Genomic DNA, 15551 nt, shown 5'->3' with positions numbered 1-15551 from the left:
AGGCCCGGCCTCCCGGTCCTTCATCAGTGGCGGCCACCAAGGTGGTGCGCGAACGGCCTGGTGACGGGGCCGGTCCCGAGACGCGGCCAAAGTGCGGCGCGCGATCGACGAACTCGCCTGTCGGCCGCAGGCGGGAGCCGGACCCTGCGCGGGCTACCCACACCACATGATGCTGCCGACATCCGCAATCCGTCCTCCCCCGACCTACTCGACGGCATCACGCACACGCTGGAGGACACGGAGTACCAGGTGCCGGCGGGGCGCTGCTGCAACGGCCAGAAGGCCGACCGGGTCACGTGTTCTGCAATGGCGCCTGTCCCTGCCCGAGGAGTGGGCCTCGGACACCGTTCGTCGGGCTCCTACCCGCATCCCGGCGGACGTCACGCACCACGCGAAAGTCACACGGCGGGCTGCCGGGTTCACCGAAGGACGGTGACGCGCAGGGGTGCCCGGAAGGACAGCAGATCCAGCATGGGTGATTCGGTCCCACCCTGCTCCAGCCGCACTTCCGGCAGGCGATCGGCCGCTGCCCGCAGGGCCACTGCCGCCTCTGTGCGTGCCAGGGACGCTCCCGGGCAGCGATGACGGCCGACGCCGAACGCGAGGTGGTGGCGGATGTTCGTCCGGTGCGGACGCATCCGCTCCGGGTCGGGGAAGATCTCCGGGTCGGATCCGCTGCCCTGCAGCATCAGCAGCAACTGGGCACCCGCCGGGAGGCTCACGCCGCCCACTTCCGTCGCACGCGCGGTGATCCGGCGCCAGGTGGTGACCGGCGGTTCGCGACGCAGCACCTCCTCCACCCAGGCCTCGGCCAGACCCGTCTGCCGAGCCACGCGCTGCCACAGGCCGGGCTCGGTGAGCCCGCGCTGCAGCACTGTGGCGAGGAGTTGCCCGGTGGTGGACTGGCCCGCGATGAAGACGAAGAAGCAGGCGGCCACCGCGGTCTCGGCGTCCAGCGGCTCGCCGCCCGGCAGACGGTGGCGGGCCAACGCCCCGACGAACGAGCTGGGCGGGGCAGTGCCGCCGCGCACCGTGTCGGTCAGCCACTGATGGAACTCCCCGACGGACTCCGCCAGTTCCAGTTGCCTTTCCAGTGCGGGCCTGCCCCAGAACAGCTCCAGCGACGCATCACTCCAGCGAATCAGGGTGGCAGGGGCAACCCCGTCGATGCCGAGGAGTTCCATCAGCACCCGGCAAGGCAGAACCTGGGCGAACGAGGTGAACAGCTCGCAGCGGCTGGTGGCGTCGAGCTCCGAGCGCGCTCTTTCGAGCAACTCCTCGGCGACGCGCCGGATCATCGGTACGGCTGCGGTGACGCGCTCGGCGTTGAAGAACCGGGTCACCACGCGGCGCAGTCCGGCGTGGCTGGGGGTGCCGTTGTTGGCGAGCGCGGGTGGGAGTGTGAAGCCGGCCCGGGCGAGAACCCGCAGCACGGCGACCGGCAAAGGGGTGACGGCGCGCAGGGCGTTGTCCGGATGGAACACGGCCGCATCGAGCAGTACCCGGCGCACATCGTCGTAACGGCTGACCAGCCACAGCCCGGTGGCGGCGTCGTGGTGCACCGGAGACTCGGACCGTAGGGCAGCCAGCCAGGGATACGGGTCACGGACGAAGTCGTCGCTGAACAGATCGAGCACGCCGAGCGGGTCACGGGCGCCGAGCGCCGCGGGGCAGCCCCCCAGGCCGGTGCCGACAATCGCGCTGTCGGGTACGGAGGCATGCGATGCCGGGGAAATCACGGCCGGACGCTAACACGCCGCGCACACAGCCCCCGGCGCAGTGTGCGCCTCATCACTCGACCACGCGCTGGAGTCCTGACAGCCGCACTGCGTCAACTACCGCCTCCGCTCCGGTCGTCAGCCGCGCACGATGTGGAAGGCAAGCGAGCGAGCGACATGGGCTCTCACTGCCCGGCACCACCCTCGACGAGGCGTCGCAGCGAGGGGAGCAGGGCATCAATGTTCTCGCCGGTCGGCTACGTCGTCTCACGCGGGACGATGGCGAGGATGTCGGCCGCGTCGGGTCCGCTCGGCGCAGTCGGGGGCTGAGCGCCGACCGTCGAGAGGACGCTTGAGGCGAGATTGTCGGCTGCTGCGGTGAGGTCCATCCGGATGGTGGTGAGGGCCGGTACGGCGAGCGAGCTCATGGGGAGGTCGTCGACGCCGATGAGCGCCAGGTCGTCCGGAACCACGATGTGCTGTATGCGGCAACTGGCCAGGACGGCAAGAGCTGCCAGATCGTTGAAGGCGGCGACTGCTGTGACCGGGGTGGCGCCCTGCGTCCACTCCGCGACGGCGTTCCGGGCACTGTCCCGGGAGTAGCGCATGCTGACCACCTGCGGCGCGGGCAGGCCCAGGTCGCTGCAGGCCCGGGTGGCTCCCCGCAGGCGCGGTCGGCAGAAGGGGCGCTCTCGGGGGTCGTCCAGCGCGGCGTAGCCGATGTGCCGGTGCCCGCGTGCCGCGAGGTGCTCGATCTGCAGGCGTCCGATGTCTTCCTGGCTCAGTCCGGTCAGGTGGGTGCCGTCCGGTGTGAACACGCCGTCGATCAGGGGGATTTCCGCTCGATGCAGTGACTGCGTGTCGTCGGGGGACAGGCTGCCGAACGCGACGACCACCGCCGGCTGCACGTGCTGCCACAGCTCGGCCAGCGGCGTCGTGGTCCCGGCGTGGTGCAGGTACACGCAGGTGTAACCGGCCTCGCCCAGTGATCGGCCGAGGGCCAGTTTGAACTGCTCCATGGCCTCGGCGACGGGGAAGTCCGGAACCACGCAGAGCACGACCTTGCTGCGGCCCTTGCGCAGCGCTCGGCCGGCCCCTGACGGTACGTAGCCGAGGCGCTTCGCCGTCTCCAGCACGCGACGGCGGGTCTCCGCGGAGAGGCCGTGCTCGTCCTTGCCGTTGAGCACGAAGCTCACGGTGGTCTGGGAGACCCCGGCCTCTCGCGCCACGTCCTTGCTGGTGACCCTTGGCAATGCCCCTCCCAACCTCTTGCCACGCCTTCACGCACAGGCTACGGTACGGCAACCAGCGGATCTAATACGTATTAGATCGCCGCATAGGTAGCCGTAATGGCCTGTAGGGGACGACGCCCCGCACCCGTTCTGCCCGAGCCGCCCACCCCCAGATGATCACCGTCTTCGTACGTGCCGATGGGGTGGATCCACATGAAGAGAGATCTGTCATGGACGACACGATCCCCGTCAGCACCGACACGAGCCCCGGCCGCGTCGCGTCCGCCGCCGGTCCGGTCTCATGACCACGGCACTTCCGCGCCACGCCGCTTCGACGCCCCCGAGCCTGGCTGCTCGCCCGACGGACCGGTCCTGACCCGCACCTGATGCGGCTGTCAGGCACTCGCCGTGACACCCGACCGAGCGACCTGCCGACGCCTGCTCGCAGTCCCCACACATGTGACCCACGCGTGTCCCCACGCGAGTCGTGGCCCAGCTGAGACTTCCAGGAGAAGACGCATGAACCGCAATCCATTGATCGCGCTGCTCGCCGCATCGGCGCTGGCGCTCGGCGCAACAGCATGCGGCGCCGGCAGCCAGGGAGGGAACGGATCGGCGCGCACCAGCGCGAACGAACTGCGTATCGGCCTCTCGTTCGGGCCGTCCACGCTCGACCCGGCCAAGGACGGCGGCGGAGCGCCGAACGTGATGCGTTCGCTGACCAACGAGTCCCTGTTCCACATGAACGCCGACTACACCGCGAGCCCGGCTCTGGTGAGCGACTACAAGTACGTCGGAGACGGGAACAAGGTCTTCGAGTTCACCCTGAAGAAGGGGATCCGCTTCACCGACGGAAGTCCGCTGAACGCGGCGGCGGTCAAGACCTGGCTGGACTACTTCGCGAAGCAGCCCGGGCCCTTCGCCTCCACGCTCTCTCTCGCCTCCGTCGAGACGAAGGGCGAGTACACGGTCCGGCTCAACCTCGCCACGCCGTCCGCGATCGTGCCCCTGCTCCTGTCCCAGTACGGAAACCGGGGCGCCCTCTCGAGCCCCAAGTCCGTCGCCGACCCCGCCAGCCTGGCGAAGGGCACCTACGGCGTCGGTCCCTACGTCCTGGATGCCGCCCAGTCCGTGACAGGCGACCACTACACCCTCGTGCCCAGCAAGTACTACCACGATCCGTCGGCCGTCCGTTTCAAGAAGGTGACCGTTCGGATCATCTCCAACCCCTCCTCGATGCTGCGCGCGTTCCAGTCCAAGCAGATCGACTTCGGCAACCTGGACTCCTCCACCGCGCCCGCGGCGGAGAAGGCGGGCGTGAAGGTGATGCACTGGCGCAGCGGCACCGTGGCGGTGACGCTCGCCGACCGCAACGGGACAGCCACCAAGCCGCTCGCCGACGTCCGGGTGCGACAGGCGCTGAACTACGCCGTCGACCGTGAGCCGATCACCAAGGCGATGGTCGGCGAGTACGGTCGGCCCACCTCCCAGTACCAGACCGAGTACACCGACCCGGCCCTGGACAATCGTTACCCCTACGATCCGGCGAAGGCGAAGGCGCTGCTCGCCCAGGCCGGCTTCCCGCACGGCTTCAGCATGGACGTCGTCGACCCGGGGTCCATCATCGGCAACTGGGGCGACCCGACGATGCAGACGGTCGCGAAGGACTGGGAAAAGATCGGCGTCCACGTCAAGGTCACCCCGGCGACCACTGACTTCATCCCGCAGGCGCTCTCGAAGAAGTTCGCCGCGATGCAGTGGACACCGGACACCTCCCCGACGGCGATCGCCTACTCGCTCCTGTACGCCCCCAAAGCCTCGATGAACCCCTTCGGTGCTTCGAACGCCAAGATCGACGCGCTCTACCAGCAGGGGCAGACGGAGCAGGGCGACCAGGCAGCGAACACATTCAGAGAGCTGAACAGCCTGGTCACCGAGCAGGCGTTCAACGTGCCGATCTACGAGTACCACATCCCGTGGGGCATGAACGAGCACATCACCGGAGTCAAGAAGGGCTCCTGGATGGTCTTCGGCGCCGACCTCGGATGGAAGAACTGACGATGGCCGACACGTCGGTTGACGCGATCGGAGCGCCGCTCACGCGCTCCCCTCGCGGGCGCGCCATCCGTGGACGCGGCGCCGGAAGCAGCGGGCTGACCTCGCTGCTGACCCGCCGCATGGTGACCGCGGTCCCCTTGCTGCTGGTCGTGTCGAGCTTCAACTTCCTGTTGCTGTCGCTCACCCCGGGAGACGCCGCACGGCAGATGCTCGGAACCAGTGGCACACCGGAACAGTACGAAGCGCTGCGCCGGCAGCTGGGGCTCGACCTCCCGGTCTACGAGCAGTACGGGCGCTGGCTGGGCCATGCGGTCTCGGGTGACTTCGGCAACTCGATCACCAGTGGCACCCCGGTCCTGGAATCGATCATGAGCCGGGTGCCTGTCACCATGTCACTCATCGTCGGCTCTCTGCTGGTGAGCGTCGTGGTCGGCGTCGGCCTCGGCGTGTTCAGTGCCGTTCGTGGTGGGGTGATCGGCAGGGCGGTCGACGCTCTCGCTCTCCTCGGCTGGGCACTGCCGGTCTTCTGGGTCGGCTCCGTGCTGGTCGTCGTTTTCGCCATCAAGCTCGAGTGGTTCCCCGCGCTCGGGTACGTGCCGTTCACTGAATCGCCCCAGGAGTGGGTCCGATCGCTGGTGCTGCCGGTGACCGCACTCTCCCTCGGTTCCGTCGCGGCCGTCCTGAAGCAGACCCGGGAAGCCATGCTCGACGTGCTCGGAAGCGAGTACATCAGGATGGCGGCCGCCAACGGGGTCTCCCGAAACTCACTGATCTACCGGCATGCCCTCAAGAACGCCGCCATCCCGGTCGTCACCGTCCTGGGTGTCCAGACCATCGGCCTGCTGGGCGGCGCGGTTCTCATCGAGAGCGTCTTCTCCGTGCCGGGCCTTGGTTCGCTCGTGGTCGGTTCGGCCCTGGCCCACGACATCCCGACGGTCCAGGCGGTCGCGGTGTTCTTCACCGTGGTGGTCATCATCGTCAACCTGTTGGTCGATCTCGCCTATGGGCTGCTCAACCCGAGAGTGAGCACAGCATGACTGTGACCGTGACTGTGACAGAGACGGTGGCGGATGCCGAAGTGTCGGCGTCACCCGCCGTGAACCCCCGCTTCGTGCGCCGCCTGATGCGACGGCCACTGGCTGTCGTGTGCCTGGCATACCTGGCGATCCTCGTCCTGATCGCCGTCGTCGCCCCGATGCTGATGCCACACGTCGGGACCGACAGGGCCGGCGATCTCGGAACCGCCCTGCACGGCCCGAGCGCCGCTCATCCCCTCGGCGTCGACAGCCTGGGCCGCGACGTTCTCCAGCGACTGCTGGTGGGCACCCGGGTCACACTGGTCGGCGTCGTCGAGGCGATGGCGGTCGTCCTGGCGCTGGGCATCCCCATCGGGCTCGTGGCCGGCTACGTCGGCGGCAAGATCGACCGGGCGATCACCTGGCTGGCAGATCTCGTGCTGTCGCTGCCGGCGATCATCCTGGTCATCGTCGTGCTGTCGGTCTTCCCGCAGAGCGTGACAGCCGCAATGGTTACTCTCGGTGTCCTGGCCGCGCCGGGTCTTGTACGCGTAGTACGAGCCGCGACACTGCCGGTGCGCGAACAGCTCTACGTCGCCGCCGCCCGGGTGTCCGGCATGTCGCGGACCTACATCATCACCCGGCACGTGCTGCCGCGCGTCATGGGACCCATCGTCGTGCAGGCGTCCCTGCTGGCGGCGGCTGCCCTGCTGGTGCAGACCGGGCTGGCCTTCCTCTCCCTCATCGCCGCCCCACCCGAGCCGAGCTGGGGAGGGATGGTCGCGGACGGGGTCGGCGCCCTCTTCCAGCAGCCCTGGCTGATCTGGCCGCCCGGCCTGGCGATCGCGCTGACCGTGCTGGCGTTCGGACTTCTGGGCGACGCGGTCAGAGACGCCGGCACGGAGGGCTGGTCTGCGAAGTCCGCCCTCCCGCTGGGCGACAAGCGCCGAGGCGCGCCCAAGCGGGCTTCCGCCGTCGTTCCCGCGAGCACCGACGACAGCCTGCTCTCGGTCCGCGACCTCACGGTGTCCTACGCCACCCCCACCGGCCCCATCCGTGCGATCGACGGTGTGACCTTCGACATCGCCCGTGGAGAGACCGTCGGAGTCGTGGGAGAGTCCGGTTGCGGGAAGACCACGACGGCTCTCGCCGTCATCGCGCTGCTCGGCGGCGGCGGACGGATCGACTCCGGACACGTCCTTTTCGACGGCAGGGACCTTGCGGCCCTGTCGGAGTCCGAACTCCAGGCTGTCCGCGGTTCCGAGATCGGCTACGTCTCCCAGGAACCGATGGTCGCGCTCGATCCTGCCTTCCGGATCGGCTGGCAACTCGCCGAAGCCGTCCGGATCAACACCGGAATGAGCCGTGCCAAGGCCAAGAGACGCGCCGTCGAGCTGTTGGAACAGGTGCAGCTGCCCGAACCCCATCTCGTGGCTCGACGCTACCCGCACGAGCTGTCGGGCGGCATGGCCCAGCGCGTCGTCGTCGCGCGTGCCCTCGCCGGGGAACCGAAGCTCCTGATCGCCGACGAGCCGACCACCGCCCTCGACGTCACCATCCAGGTGGAGATCCTCGATCTGATGCGCACGCTTCAGCGCGACCGGGGCATGGCGATCATGTTGGTCACCCACGACCTGGGCGTGGTCGCCGACATGTGCGACCGGGTCGTGGTGATGTACGCCGGCCAGGTCGCCGAACGCGCCGGCGTGAAAGAGCTGTTCGGCAACCCACACCACCCCTACACCCGGGCACTGCTCGCCTCGAACCCGCACAACCAGCACAGCTCGGCGGTGCTGCCCACCATCCCGGGGGCGGTCCCCATGCCGGGCTCGTGGCCGCAGGGCTGCCACTTCCAGTCGAGATGCGCACACGCCACCGACCAGTGCGGCAGCGGCAATATTCCCCTCCTCCAGATCGGTGCCCTCCACGAGGCCCGCTGCCTCTACGCCCACCAGATCGAAGGTGCATGACGTGAACGACGAGACGAACCTCCTCGAAGTCCGCGATCTGTCGGTGCACTTCCGCCGCGGCCACGGCTCACCCGTCCTGCGAGCCGTCGACCAGGTGAGCTTCTCCGTGGCCGAGCGGGAGACGCTGGGCGTCGTGGGCGAATCAGGCTCCGGCAAGACCACCATCGGCCGGGCCGTGCTGGGCCTGGTGTCGTCGGCCGACGGTCAGATCGAGTTCGCGGGCGAGGACATCACCCGGGCCGACCACAAGCGACGCCGTGCGCTCAGCCGCGACCTGCAAGTGATCTTCCAGGATCCGTACAGCTCCCTGAACCCGACCCGAACCGTCGCTCAGACGCTCGGCGAGTCGCTGCGGGCAGAGAAACTGGCCACGGACGAGGTCCGCAACCGGGTCATCACCATGCTCGAGCGCGTCGGACTCCCCGCGACCGCTGCGGACCGTTACCCGTCGAGCTTCTCCGGCGGCCAGCGGCAACGCATCGCCATCGCCCGGGCTCTGGTCGCACAACCACGGCTGGTGATCTGCGACGAGCCGGTCAGCGCCCTGGACCTCTCGGTCCAGGCCCAGGTGCTCAACCTCCTCCGGGAGCTACAGGACGAGTTCGCCCTCGGCTACCTGTTCGTGGCCCATGACCTGGACGTCGTCCGGCACCTCTCGCACCGCATCATGGTCCTGTACCGCGGACAGATCATGGAGCAGGGCCCCGCCGACACGGTCTACACCGCGCCGATGCACCCCTACACCAGGACCCTGCTCGAAGCAGCGCCCGTCCCGGACCCGGTGCGCCAGGCAGAACGCCGCCTGCGACGCGTGCGCACGGGTGACAACACCGGCCCCGTCTCCGCCGCAGGATGTCCCTTCGCCACACGCTGCCCACACGCGGCCCCGCTGTGCCGCACCGAACGGCCGGCGCTCGAACAGACCCCGGCAGGCACGACCGTCGCCTGTCACCGGTGGCGAGAACTCAGCACCGCACCGACGGAAGTGGCGGCCGCATCGACGCCTTCCGTGCGCTGAACAACGCCGTCGCCCACATCGCACGCACTCCGCCTGCCGGACCCGGACGGAGGCTCAAGGTCCCCACCGGTCTGCCCCAGCTCACGGCCCCGGCCACCGCTGGCTCACTCGTAGGGGCTTGGCGGCCGCGGCTCGCGTTCCTCGTCAGCGGCGCGTCCGCCCTGGTCGCCGGTCAGCCGGCCATGGGCATCCACTCGATCCGATAACGGAACGGAACCTTCCATGACCATGGTCACCACGCCCGCAGGGGTGTCGCTCAACTACGACACCTTCGGCGATCCCGGCCGCCCCCCGCTGCTGCTGATCCAGGGCCTCGGCGCCCACATGCTCGGATGGCACGCCGATCTGTGCCGACAACTCGCCGACGCCGGCTTCAACGTCCTCCGCTTCGACAACCGGGACGTCGGCCTGTCGCAGAAGTTCCCGCAAGGCGGCTACACCCTGGCCGACATGGCGAACGACACCGCGGGCCTCCTCACCGCGCTCGACATTCCCGCGGCGCACATAGTGGGACAGTCCATGGGTGGCATGGTCGCCCAGCAGCTCGCCCTCGACCACCCCACGCGCGTGCTGACCCTCGCCCTGATCTACACGGCGCCCAGCACGGATTTCATTGCCGGACGCGACCTGGTCGACGAGCGGACCCACCGTCCCCGGGCCCGCGATCGCGACGAGGCGATCGCCCTGTACCTGGACAACGAAGCGGTGTGCGCCTCACCCGGATACCCCCAGGACATCGCCTGGCTGCGCGAACTCGGCGGCCAGATGTACGACCGGGACTACGACCCCGACGGCATCGTGCGTCAGGTGGAGGCGCTCGACAACTCTCCCGACCGTACGCCTCACCTGCACCGCATCACCGTGCCCACCACGATCCTGCACGGCGACGGCGACCGCTTGATCGATCCCGGTGGGTCCACGGCCATGCACGAACTGATCGCGGATTCGAAGCTGACCGTCCACCGCGCAATGGGCCATGAGCTTCCCCGTCCGCTCTGGCCTCAGATCATCACCCAGATCCGGGACAACACGGCACGAGGGAGTGCGTGACATGACAGCAGTACAGATGGAAGGCCGCGTCTCCAGCGGATTCGAGGCGATCGCGGACGCCTTCGCCGACAACTTCCGGCACCGCGGCGACACGGCCGCCTCCTGCGTGGTGTACGCCGAGGGAGCGCCGGTGGTGGACATCTGGGCCGGGCAGACCGCCCGGGGCGCCTGGACACCCGGCACCCGCACCGTCGTCTTCTCCGTCAGCAAGGGCGTCACCACCGTCTGCCTGCTGATGGCCGCGGAGCGCGGCCTGATCGACCTCGACGCCCCGGTGGCCAAGTACTGGCCGGAGTTCGCCGAGAACGGCAAGGAAGCGACGACGGTACGGCAGCTACTCGCGCACCGGGCCGGGCTGGTGGCACCCGAGGCGGATGTGACGGTGGAGGACCTGCGCGCCTGGCAGCCGGTGGCGGACACGCTGGCCCGGCAGGCGCCGGCCTGGGCCCCGGGGACCGCGTACGCCTACCACGCGCTCACCTTCGGCTGGCTGGCCGGCGAGGTGCTGCGCCGGGCGACGGGACTGCGCCCCGGTCAGTGGCTGCGCGAGCACGTGGCAGATCCCCTGAACCTGACGATGACGTACGGCGCGGACCCCGCGTCAGCCGATTTCCACCCCCTGGCGGACCCACTGCCCATCACCGACCCCGAGGCCGCCGCGCTGATGGCCGCAGCTCTCGGCGCACCGATGATCGAACGCTCCATCAGCCTGGGCGGTGTCTTCGACGCCACCCGCATCACCCAGGAAGCCAACACCGAGGCGTGGCTTTCGGTAGAGATCCCGGCAGGCAATCTCGTGACGAACGCCCGCAGCCTGGCACGGCTGTACGCGGCCACGGTGGGCGAGGTCGACGGAGTCAGGTTGCTGGGCGCGGACGTCGTCCGCGACGCCCTAGTGGTGCGCTCCGAGGGCCGTCCGTTCGTCGGCCCCGACGCGGGCGGCGGCTGGGGCACCGGCTTCATGACCAGCTCCACCCACCGGCCGATGATCGGACCCGGCAGCTTCGGCCACGACGGCCTCGGCGGCTGCCTGGGCTTCGCCCACCTGGAATCAGAGATTGCCTTCGCCTACCAGACCGCACAGCCCGGTGGCCTGCCCGACGACCGGGCCAACGCGCTCTGCCGCGCGCTGAACGCCTGCCTGTGAAGCCCGACTTCGGTACACCACGTCCGAACCAGTCCACCGAAGAACCAGAGACCAGGTCATGACCACGACACTTCCTCGTCCCACCACATTGGCGCCCCCGAGCCGGTCCGCCCGAGCGGCGGACCGGGTCCTGACCCGCCTGATGCAGCTGCCGGGCACCCGACACGGCTACAAGGTCGAGCGGAACCTTCCGGTCCCCGCCCGCGACGGCGCCCTCCTGGTGACGGACCACTACGCCCCCGACACCAGCCAACCGAAGGGCACCGTCCTCCTGCGCACGCCCTACGGGCGCGGCTTTCCGCATGACCTCGAGGCGAGGGTGTACGCGGACCACGGATATCACGTCGTCGTTCAGAGCTGCCGCGGCACGTTCGGCTCCACGGGAACCTTCTACCCGATGGCGAACGAAGCCGATGACGCCCAGGACGCGGTCGCATGGTTGCGCACCCAGCCGTGGTTCGACGGGCGGCTCGCCACCTCCGGTGGGTCCTATGTGGGCTGGACCCAGTGGGCGCTGCTGATGGACCCGCCCCCTGAGCTGCGCACGTGCTTGATCGCCGTGGCACCGCACGACATGCACAACGCGGTTCACGGAGGCGGAGCGTTCCACCTGGGCGACTTCCTGCCCTGGGCGGAGATGGTCGTCCATCAGGAGAAGTTCCCCGGGCTGCGGGGCGTGACCAGGTTGCTGACCCTGAACCGGCGACTGGCCCCGGTCTACGGCGCTCTCCCGCTGGCCGATGCGGCCGACGAGGCGACCGAGCACCGCGCGCAGTGGTTCCGGGAATGGCTGACGACTCCGGACCGCGACGATCCCGTGTGGGACCGGCTCAAACTCGACGACGCCCTTCAGCGGGCGAACGTCCCGGTGCGGCTCGTCGCCGGCTGGCAGGACCTCTTCCTCGATCAGACCCTGCACCAGTACCAGGCGCTGCGTGCGCGCGGGGTCGAGGTCTCGCTCACCATCGGCCCCTGGACCCACCAGGAACTGGGCCAAAAGGGCATGGGGCGCCTGCTCCGCGCCAATCTCGAATGGCTGGAGACGCACCTTGCCGACGAAGCGCCGGCACACCCACGCTCCGCACCCCCCGTCGAGGTGTACCTCACCGGGCAGGGCGCCTGGCGACACCTGGCCGAATGGCCACCGGAGGCCGGCGAGACCGTGCGCTACCTGCAGTCGGGCGGCAAGCTCCTGGCCGACGAACCGAGCAGCGGCGCGCCGTCCACGTACGTCTACGACCCGGCGGACCCCACGCCGACCCTCGGTGGTCCACTGCTCGTCCCCGGCGGTGGCGCCAAGGACAACGCCGCTCTGGAGAGCCGCTCCGATGTGCTCACCTTCACCACTGACCCGTTGACCGCGCCGCTGGAGATCATGGGAACACCCGTCGTCGAGCTGGCGCACAGCAGGAGCAACCCGCACGCCGATGTCTTCGTGCGGCTCTGCGACGTCGACCCCAAGGGCGTGTCCCGCAACTTCGCCGAAGGACTCCTCCGCCTGGACCCCACCTCGCCCCCCGACCAGGTGCAGACCGTGCGTGTGCGGTTGGACGCCTGCGCGCACCAGGTCAAGGCCGGACACCGGATCCGCCTGCTCATAGCCGGTGGCTCCCACCCCCGATACGCACGTAACGAGGGCACCGGCGCAGCGCCCGGCACCGGAAGCGAGTTGGAGCCGTGCACGCACACCATCCACCACGACACCGGCGCGATCTCCCGCGTGCTCCTGCCGACGCCGTCCAGGTGATGACACGGTCGGCCGCGGCCAGCGCCGCGGGAAGCTCATCGAGGGTCAGTTCGGTCCAGTAGGCAGGGCTGTTCGGCTGCTGGCGCCAGGAGTCGGCCAGCATGCCGGCGTCGTAGCCGGTGTCGTCCACGAGCCGCATGGCCACACGCCGCGCCTCCTCAAAGTCGCCGGTGACGGGGATGGCGAGGCGGCCGAGCGTTCCGGCCGGAACGCCCCGGGTGCGCTCAGGAGGGCAGCGCGGTTGCGCTGGACGTCCGCGCGGGGCTTACGTCCCCGCTGCTTACCAGCGCTCATGCACCCTCCTGCCTGCCGTGATCCTGCGGCGCATCAAAACGGATGCAGCCTCCGCATATCCGGCGAGAGTAAACGGAGGCGGCATCCGGTCACGGTGGCCCGACCACGGAGTCCGGACAGTCCAGGGGGCCCACCTGTCTGGCCGCAGCGCGCGGGACAAGGGCCGTGCGGAAGTGGGCGCGCGGGGTGCCGCGCCGCTGGTCCCGACGCCTTCCGGCGTCCTGGACCGTGACCCGTGCATCACCAGCGCCCCTGACCGGATTCGGCACACAGGTCTCCAGCTTTTCGGCCCCTCCCGCGCCGAGCCCGGCCGGTCCCCGGTCCGGGACGTCAGGGGGTGAGCTGTTGGTGTCCGATGACGGAGAGCAGTTCGAGTTTGCTGTGGCTCTCCGTGCCGGGACGAGTGGTCAGCACCACCAGGGTCTGGGCGCGGTTCTCGGTGAACAGGAGCTGGGCGTCGACATCGATGCGGCCGAGTTCGGGATGGAGGAGGGTCTTGCAGTCGTCGTAGCTTTGTGCGACTTCCTGCAGTTCCCACATGCGGACGAATTCGGGGCTGTGTTCCTGGAGTTCGGCGAGGATCCGGGCGGCTCGGGGGGTGTCGCTGCCGGCTGTCAGCGCGGCCCGCAGGCGCGCTGCATGGGCGCGGCCGTGGTGTTCGTGGACCTCCTCGGGATACACCAGACGCTCGGCCGGGTCCATGAACCAGCGGTAGTAGCCGCTACTGGCCAGACCGGTGTGGCGGGTCTGGTCGCCGAGCAGCGCAATGGCCAACGGGTTCATCGCGAGGGTGTCGAGCAGGTCGGTCTGCACCAGGGCCGGGGAGTCGTCCAGGCGGTCCAGGACCCGCATCAGGGTCGGGCTGACATGCTCGGAGCGGTGGAAGCGGGCCGGGGCGTTGTGGCCGATGAGGGCGAAGAGATGGTCGCGTTCGTCCAGGGTCAGCCGCAGTGCCCGGGCGAGGGCTGCGGTGATCTGGACGGAGGGCTGCGGAGCACGCTGCTGTTCCAGCCGGGCGTAGTAGTCAGTGGACATGCCTGCTAGTTGGGCGACCTCCTCGCGGCGCAGCCCCTGTGTACGCCTGCGCGCGCCCTCGACCAGCCCGACGTCGCGGGGCCGCAGCGCCTCACGCCGGTGGCGCAGGAATTCCGCCAGTTCCTTCTTGTCCATGCGGTCCATCCTCGCTGCATCCCGCCTGGCTATCCAGAGACTGCTGATCCATGGCTACGCCCTCCCCTCCCCTCCCACCCGCGCGAAGCCGCTCACACAGCCGACGCGAGGGCGCGCGCAGCGAGACGATCCGATGATCACCTGCCCCTGTGTGACCCGCTGGGAAATTCGCCGGCTGTCGGCGGTACGCCGCAGGCCGTCGGCATGGAAGGCGGCCTGCGGCGACGGTCTCCGTCGAGGACTCCTGACGCTTTGGACGGGCCCCGGGCCTCGTCGCCCGACCCGGCCGATAGGACGAGGGTTGTCGTGTGACGGCGCTCGCGTGCTGTTGTTTCCCGTCGGAAATGACAGGTTGGTCAGCTGCCGGCGATCATGGCGAGGACGTCGTCGTAGGAGCCGGTGGCCACCGCGTCGCGGATGAACCTGGCGCGCTCGACGACAATCTCCTTCGCGTCGGGCTTCTCGCGCAGCAGGTCCAGGGCCTCGCTGAGGAAGTCGTCCAGCGGCATGGCGTGTTCGCTGTCCTGCTGGCCGAACAGGTTGGTTTGCACGCCCGGCGGAACCATCTCGATCACCTGGACGCCGGTGTCAGCGCCGGCGAGCTGGATGCGGAGGCTCTCGGAGAAGGAGTGCAGCGCGGCCTTGGTTGCACTGTAGGTCGGCGTGCTCTGATACGGGACGAACGCCAGCGCCGAGGTGACGTTCATGACGACCGCGTCGTCCTTGCCCACCAGCAGCGGCAGGAAGGCGTACGTCATCCGGATCGTGCCGAGCAGATTGGTCGCGACGTGATCCTCGGCGACCTGGAGTCCGGCCGGGTCGAGGAGGTTCTCCCGCTGCATGATGCCGGCGTTGTTGACCAGGACGTTCAGCCCCGGGTGGCTCGCCGCCACGCTCTCACGGGCCCGCGCGATCGAGTCGGGGTCCGCGACATCGAGGACGAGCGCGTCGACGCCCGGGTGCTCGGCCGTGATCTCGTCGAGGAGTTCCTTGCGCCGGCCGGCGACGATCACCTTGTTGCCGGCCTCGTGCAGACGCAGGGCCAGACCGAGGCCGATGCCCGAGGTTCCGCCGGTGATCAGGATCGTGTTGCCGGTCATCTTCATGGGGGACTTGCTCCTTCGGTACGGC

General features: G+C 69.3%; 11 protein-coding genes. 7 read left to right on the top strand and 4 right to left on the bottom strand.

Features of this window, described 5'->3' with window-relative positions:
* Positions 1 to 419: 419 nt before the first annotated feature.
* Together LJ657_RS03605 and LJ657_RS03600 are read right to left on the bottom strand one after the other, a co-directional pair.
* The gene (locus LJ657_RS03605) at positions 420 to 1739 is read right to left on the bottom strand and encodes a cytochrome P450 (RefSeq protein ID WP_232646697.1); all 1320 of its coding nucleotides are present in this window, start codon (positions 1737 to 1739) and stop codon (positions 420 to 422) included.
* Between the two features lie 236 nt (positions 1740 to 1975).
* The gene (locus tag LJ657_RS03600) at positions 1976 to 2971 is read right to left on the bottom strand and encodes a LacI family DNA-binding transcriptional regulator (protein WP_232646696.1); all 996 of its coding nucleotides are present in this window, start codon (positions 2969 to 2971) and stop codon (positions 1976 to 1978) included.
* 498 nt (positions 2972 to 3469) lie between these two features.
* Here LJ657_RS03600 and LJ657_RS03595 point away from each other — a divergent pair, with 498 nt between their 5' ends.
* The 7 genes from LJ657_RS03595 (at position 3470) to LJ657_RS03565 (ending at position 12956) form a co-directional block, all read left to right on the top strand.
* Positions 3470 to 5008 (top strand): ABC transporter substrate-binding protein, encoded by a 1539-nt coding sequence (locus LJ657_RS03595; RefSeq protein WP_232646695.1) that lies wholly within the window; start codon positions 3470 to 3472, stop codon positions 5006 to 5008.
* Positions 5009 to 5010: 2 nt separating this feature from the next.
* Complete coding sequence (locus LJ657_RS03590; RefSeq protein WP_232646694.1) at positions 5011 to 6045, top strand: ABC transporter permease; 1035 nt, start codon at positions 5011 to 5013, stop codon at positions 6043 to 6045.
* Between the two features lie 8 nt (positions 6046 to 6053).
* A complete protein-coding gene (locus LJ657_RS03585; RefSeq protein ID WP_232646693.1) occupies positions 6054 to 7994 on the top strand; it encodes a dipeptide/oligopeptide/nickel ABC transporter permease/ATP-binding protein in 1941 nt (646 codons plus the stop codon).
* A gap of 1 nt (position 7995) precedes the next feature.
* Complete coding sequence (locus LJ657_RS03580; protein ID WP_232646692.1) at positions 7996 to 9012, top strand: ABC transporter ATP-binding protein; 1017 nt, start codon at positions 7996 to 7998, stop codon at positions 9010 to 9012.
* 222 nt (positions 9013 to 9234) lie between these two features.
* Positions 9235 to 10062 carry an alpha/beta fold hydrolase gene (locus LJ657_RS03575; RefSeq protein WP_232646691.1) on the top strand — a complete coding sequence of 276 codons (828 nt, stop codon included), beginning with the start codon at positions 9235 to 9237 and terminating at the stop codon, positions 10060 to 10062.
* A 1-nt stretch (position 10063) separates the two neighbouring features.
* Complete coding sequence (locus LJ657_RS03570) at positions 10064 to 11209, top strand: serine hydrolase domain-containing protein (RefSeq protein WP_232646690.1); 1146 nt, start codon at positions 10064 to 10066, stop codon at positions 11207 to 11209.
* Between the two features lie 58 nt (positions 11210 to 11267).
* Positions 11268 to 12956: a CocE/NonD family hydrolase gene (locus LJ657_RS03565; protein ID WP_232646689.1), complete on the top strand. Its 1689-nt coding sequence runs from the start codon at positions 11268 to 11270 to the stop codon at positions 12954 to 12956.
* Positions 12957 to 13580: 624 nt separating this feature from the next.
* On the opposite strand, the gene LJ657_RS03560 is transcribed toward LJ657_RS03565, so the two are convergent.
* Together LJ657_RS03560 and LJ657_RS03555 are read right to left on the bottom strand one after the other, a co-directional pair.
* Positions 13581 to 14420 (bottom strand): helix-turn-helix transcriptional regulator, encoded by an 840-nt coding sequence (locus LJ657_RS03560; protein ID WP_232646688.1) that lies wholly within the window; start codon positions 14418 to 14420, stop codon positions 13581 to 13583.
* 356 nt (positions 14421 to 14776) lie between these two features.
* Entirely contained in the window at positions 14777 to 15526 is a 750-nt protein-coding gene (locus LJ657_RS03555) for an SDR family oxidoreductase (RefSeq protein WP_232646687.1), read from the bottom strand.
* Positions 15527 to 15551: the final 25 nt, after the last annotated feature.

It is taken from the genome of Streptomyces guryensis (assembly GCF_021261325.1).
Lineage (GTDB): Bacteria > Actinomycetota > Actinomycetes > Streptomycetales > Streptomycetaceae > Streptomyces > Streptomyces guryensis.
Note: the sequence above shows the minus strand (reverse complement) of the source record. Positions and strands in the feature narration are given on the sequence as shown.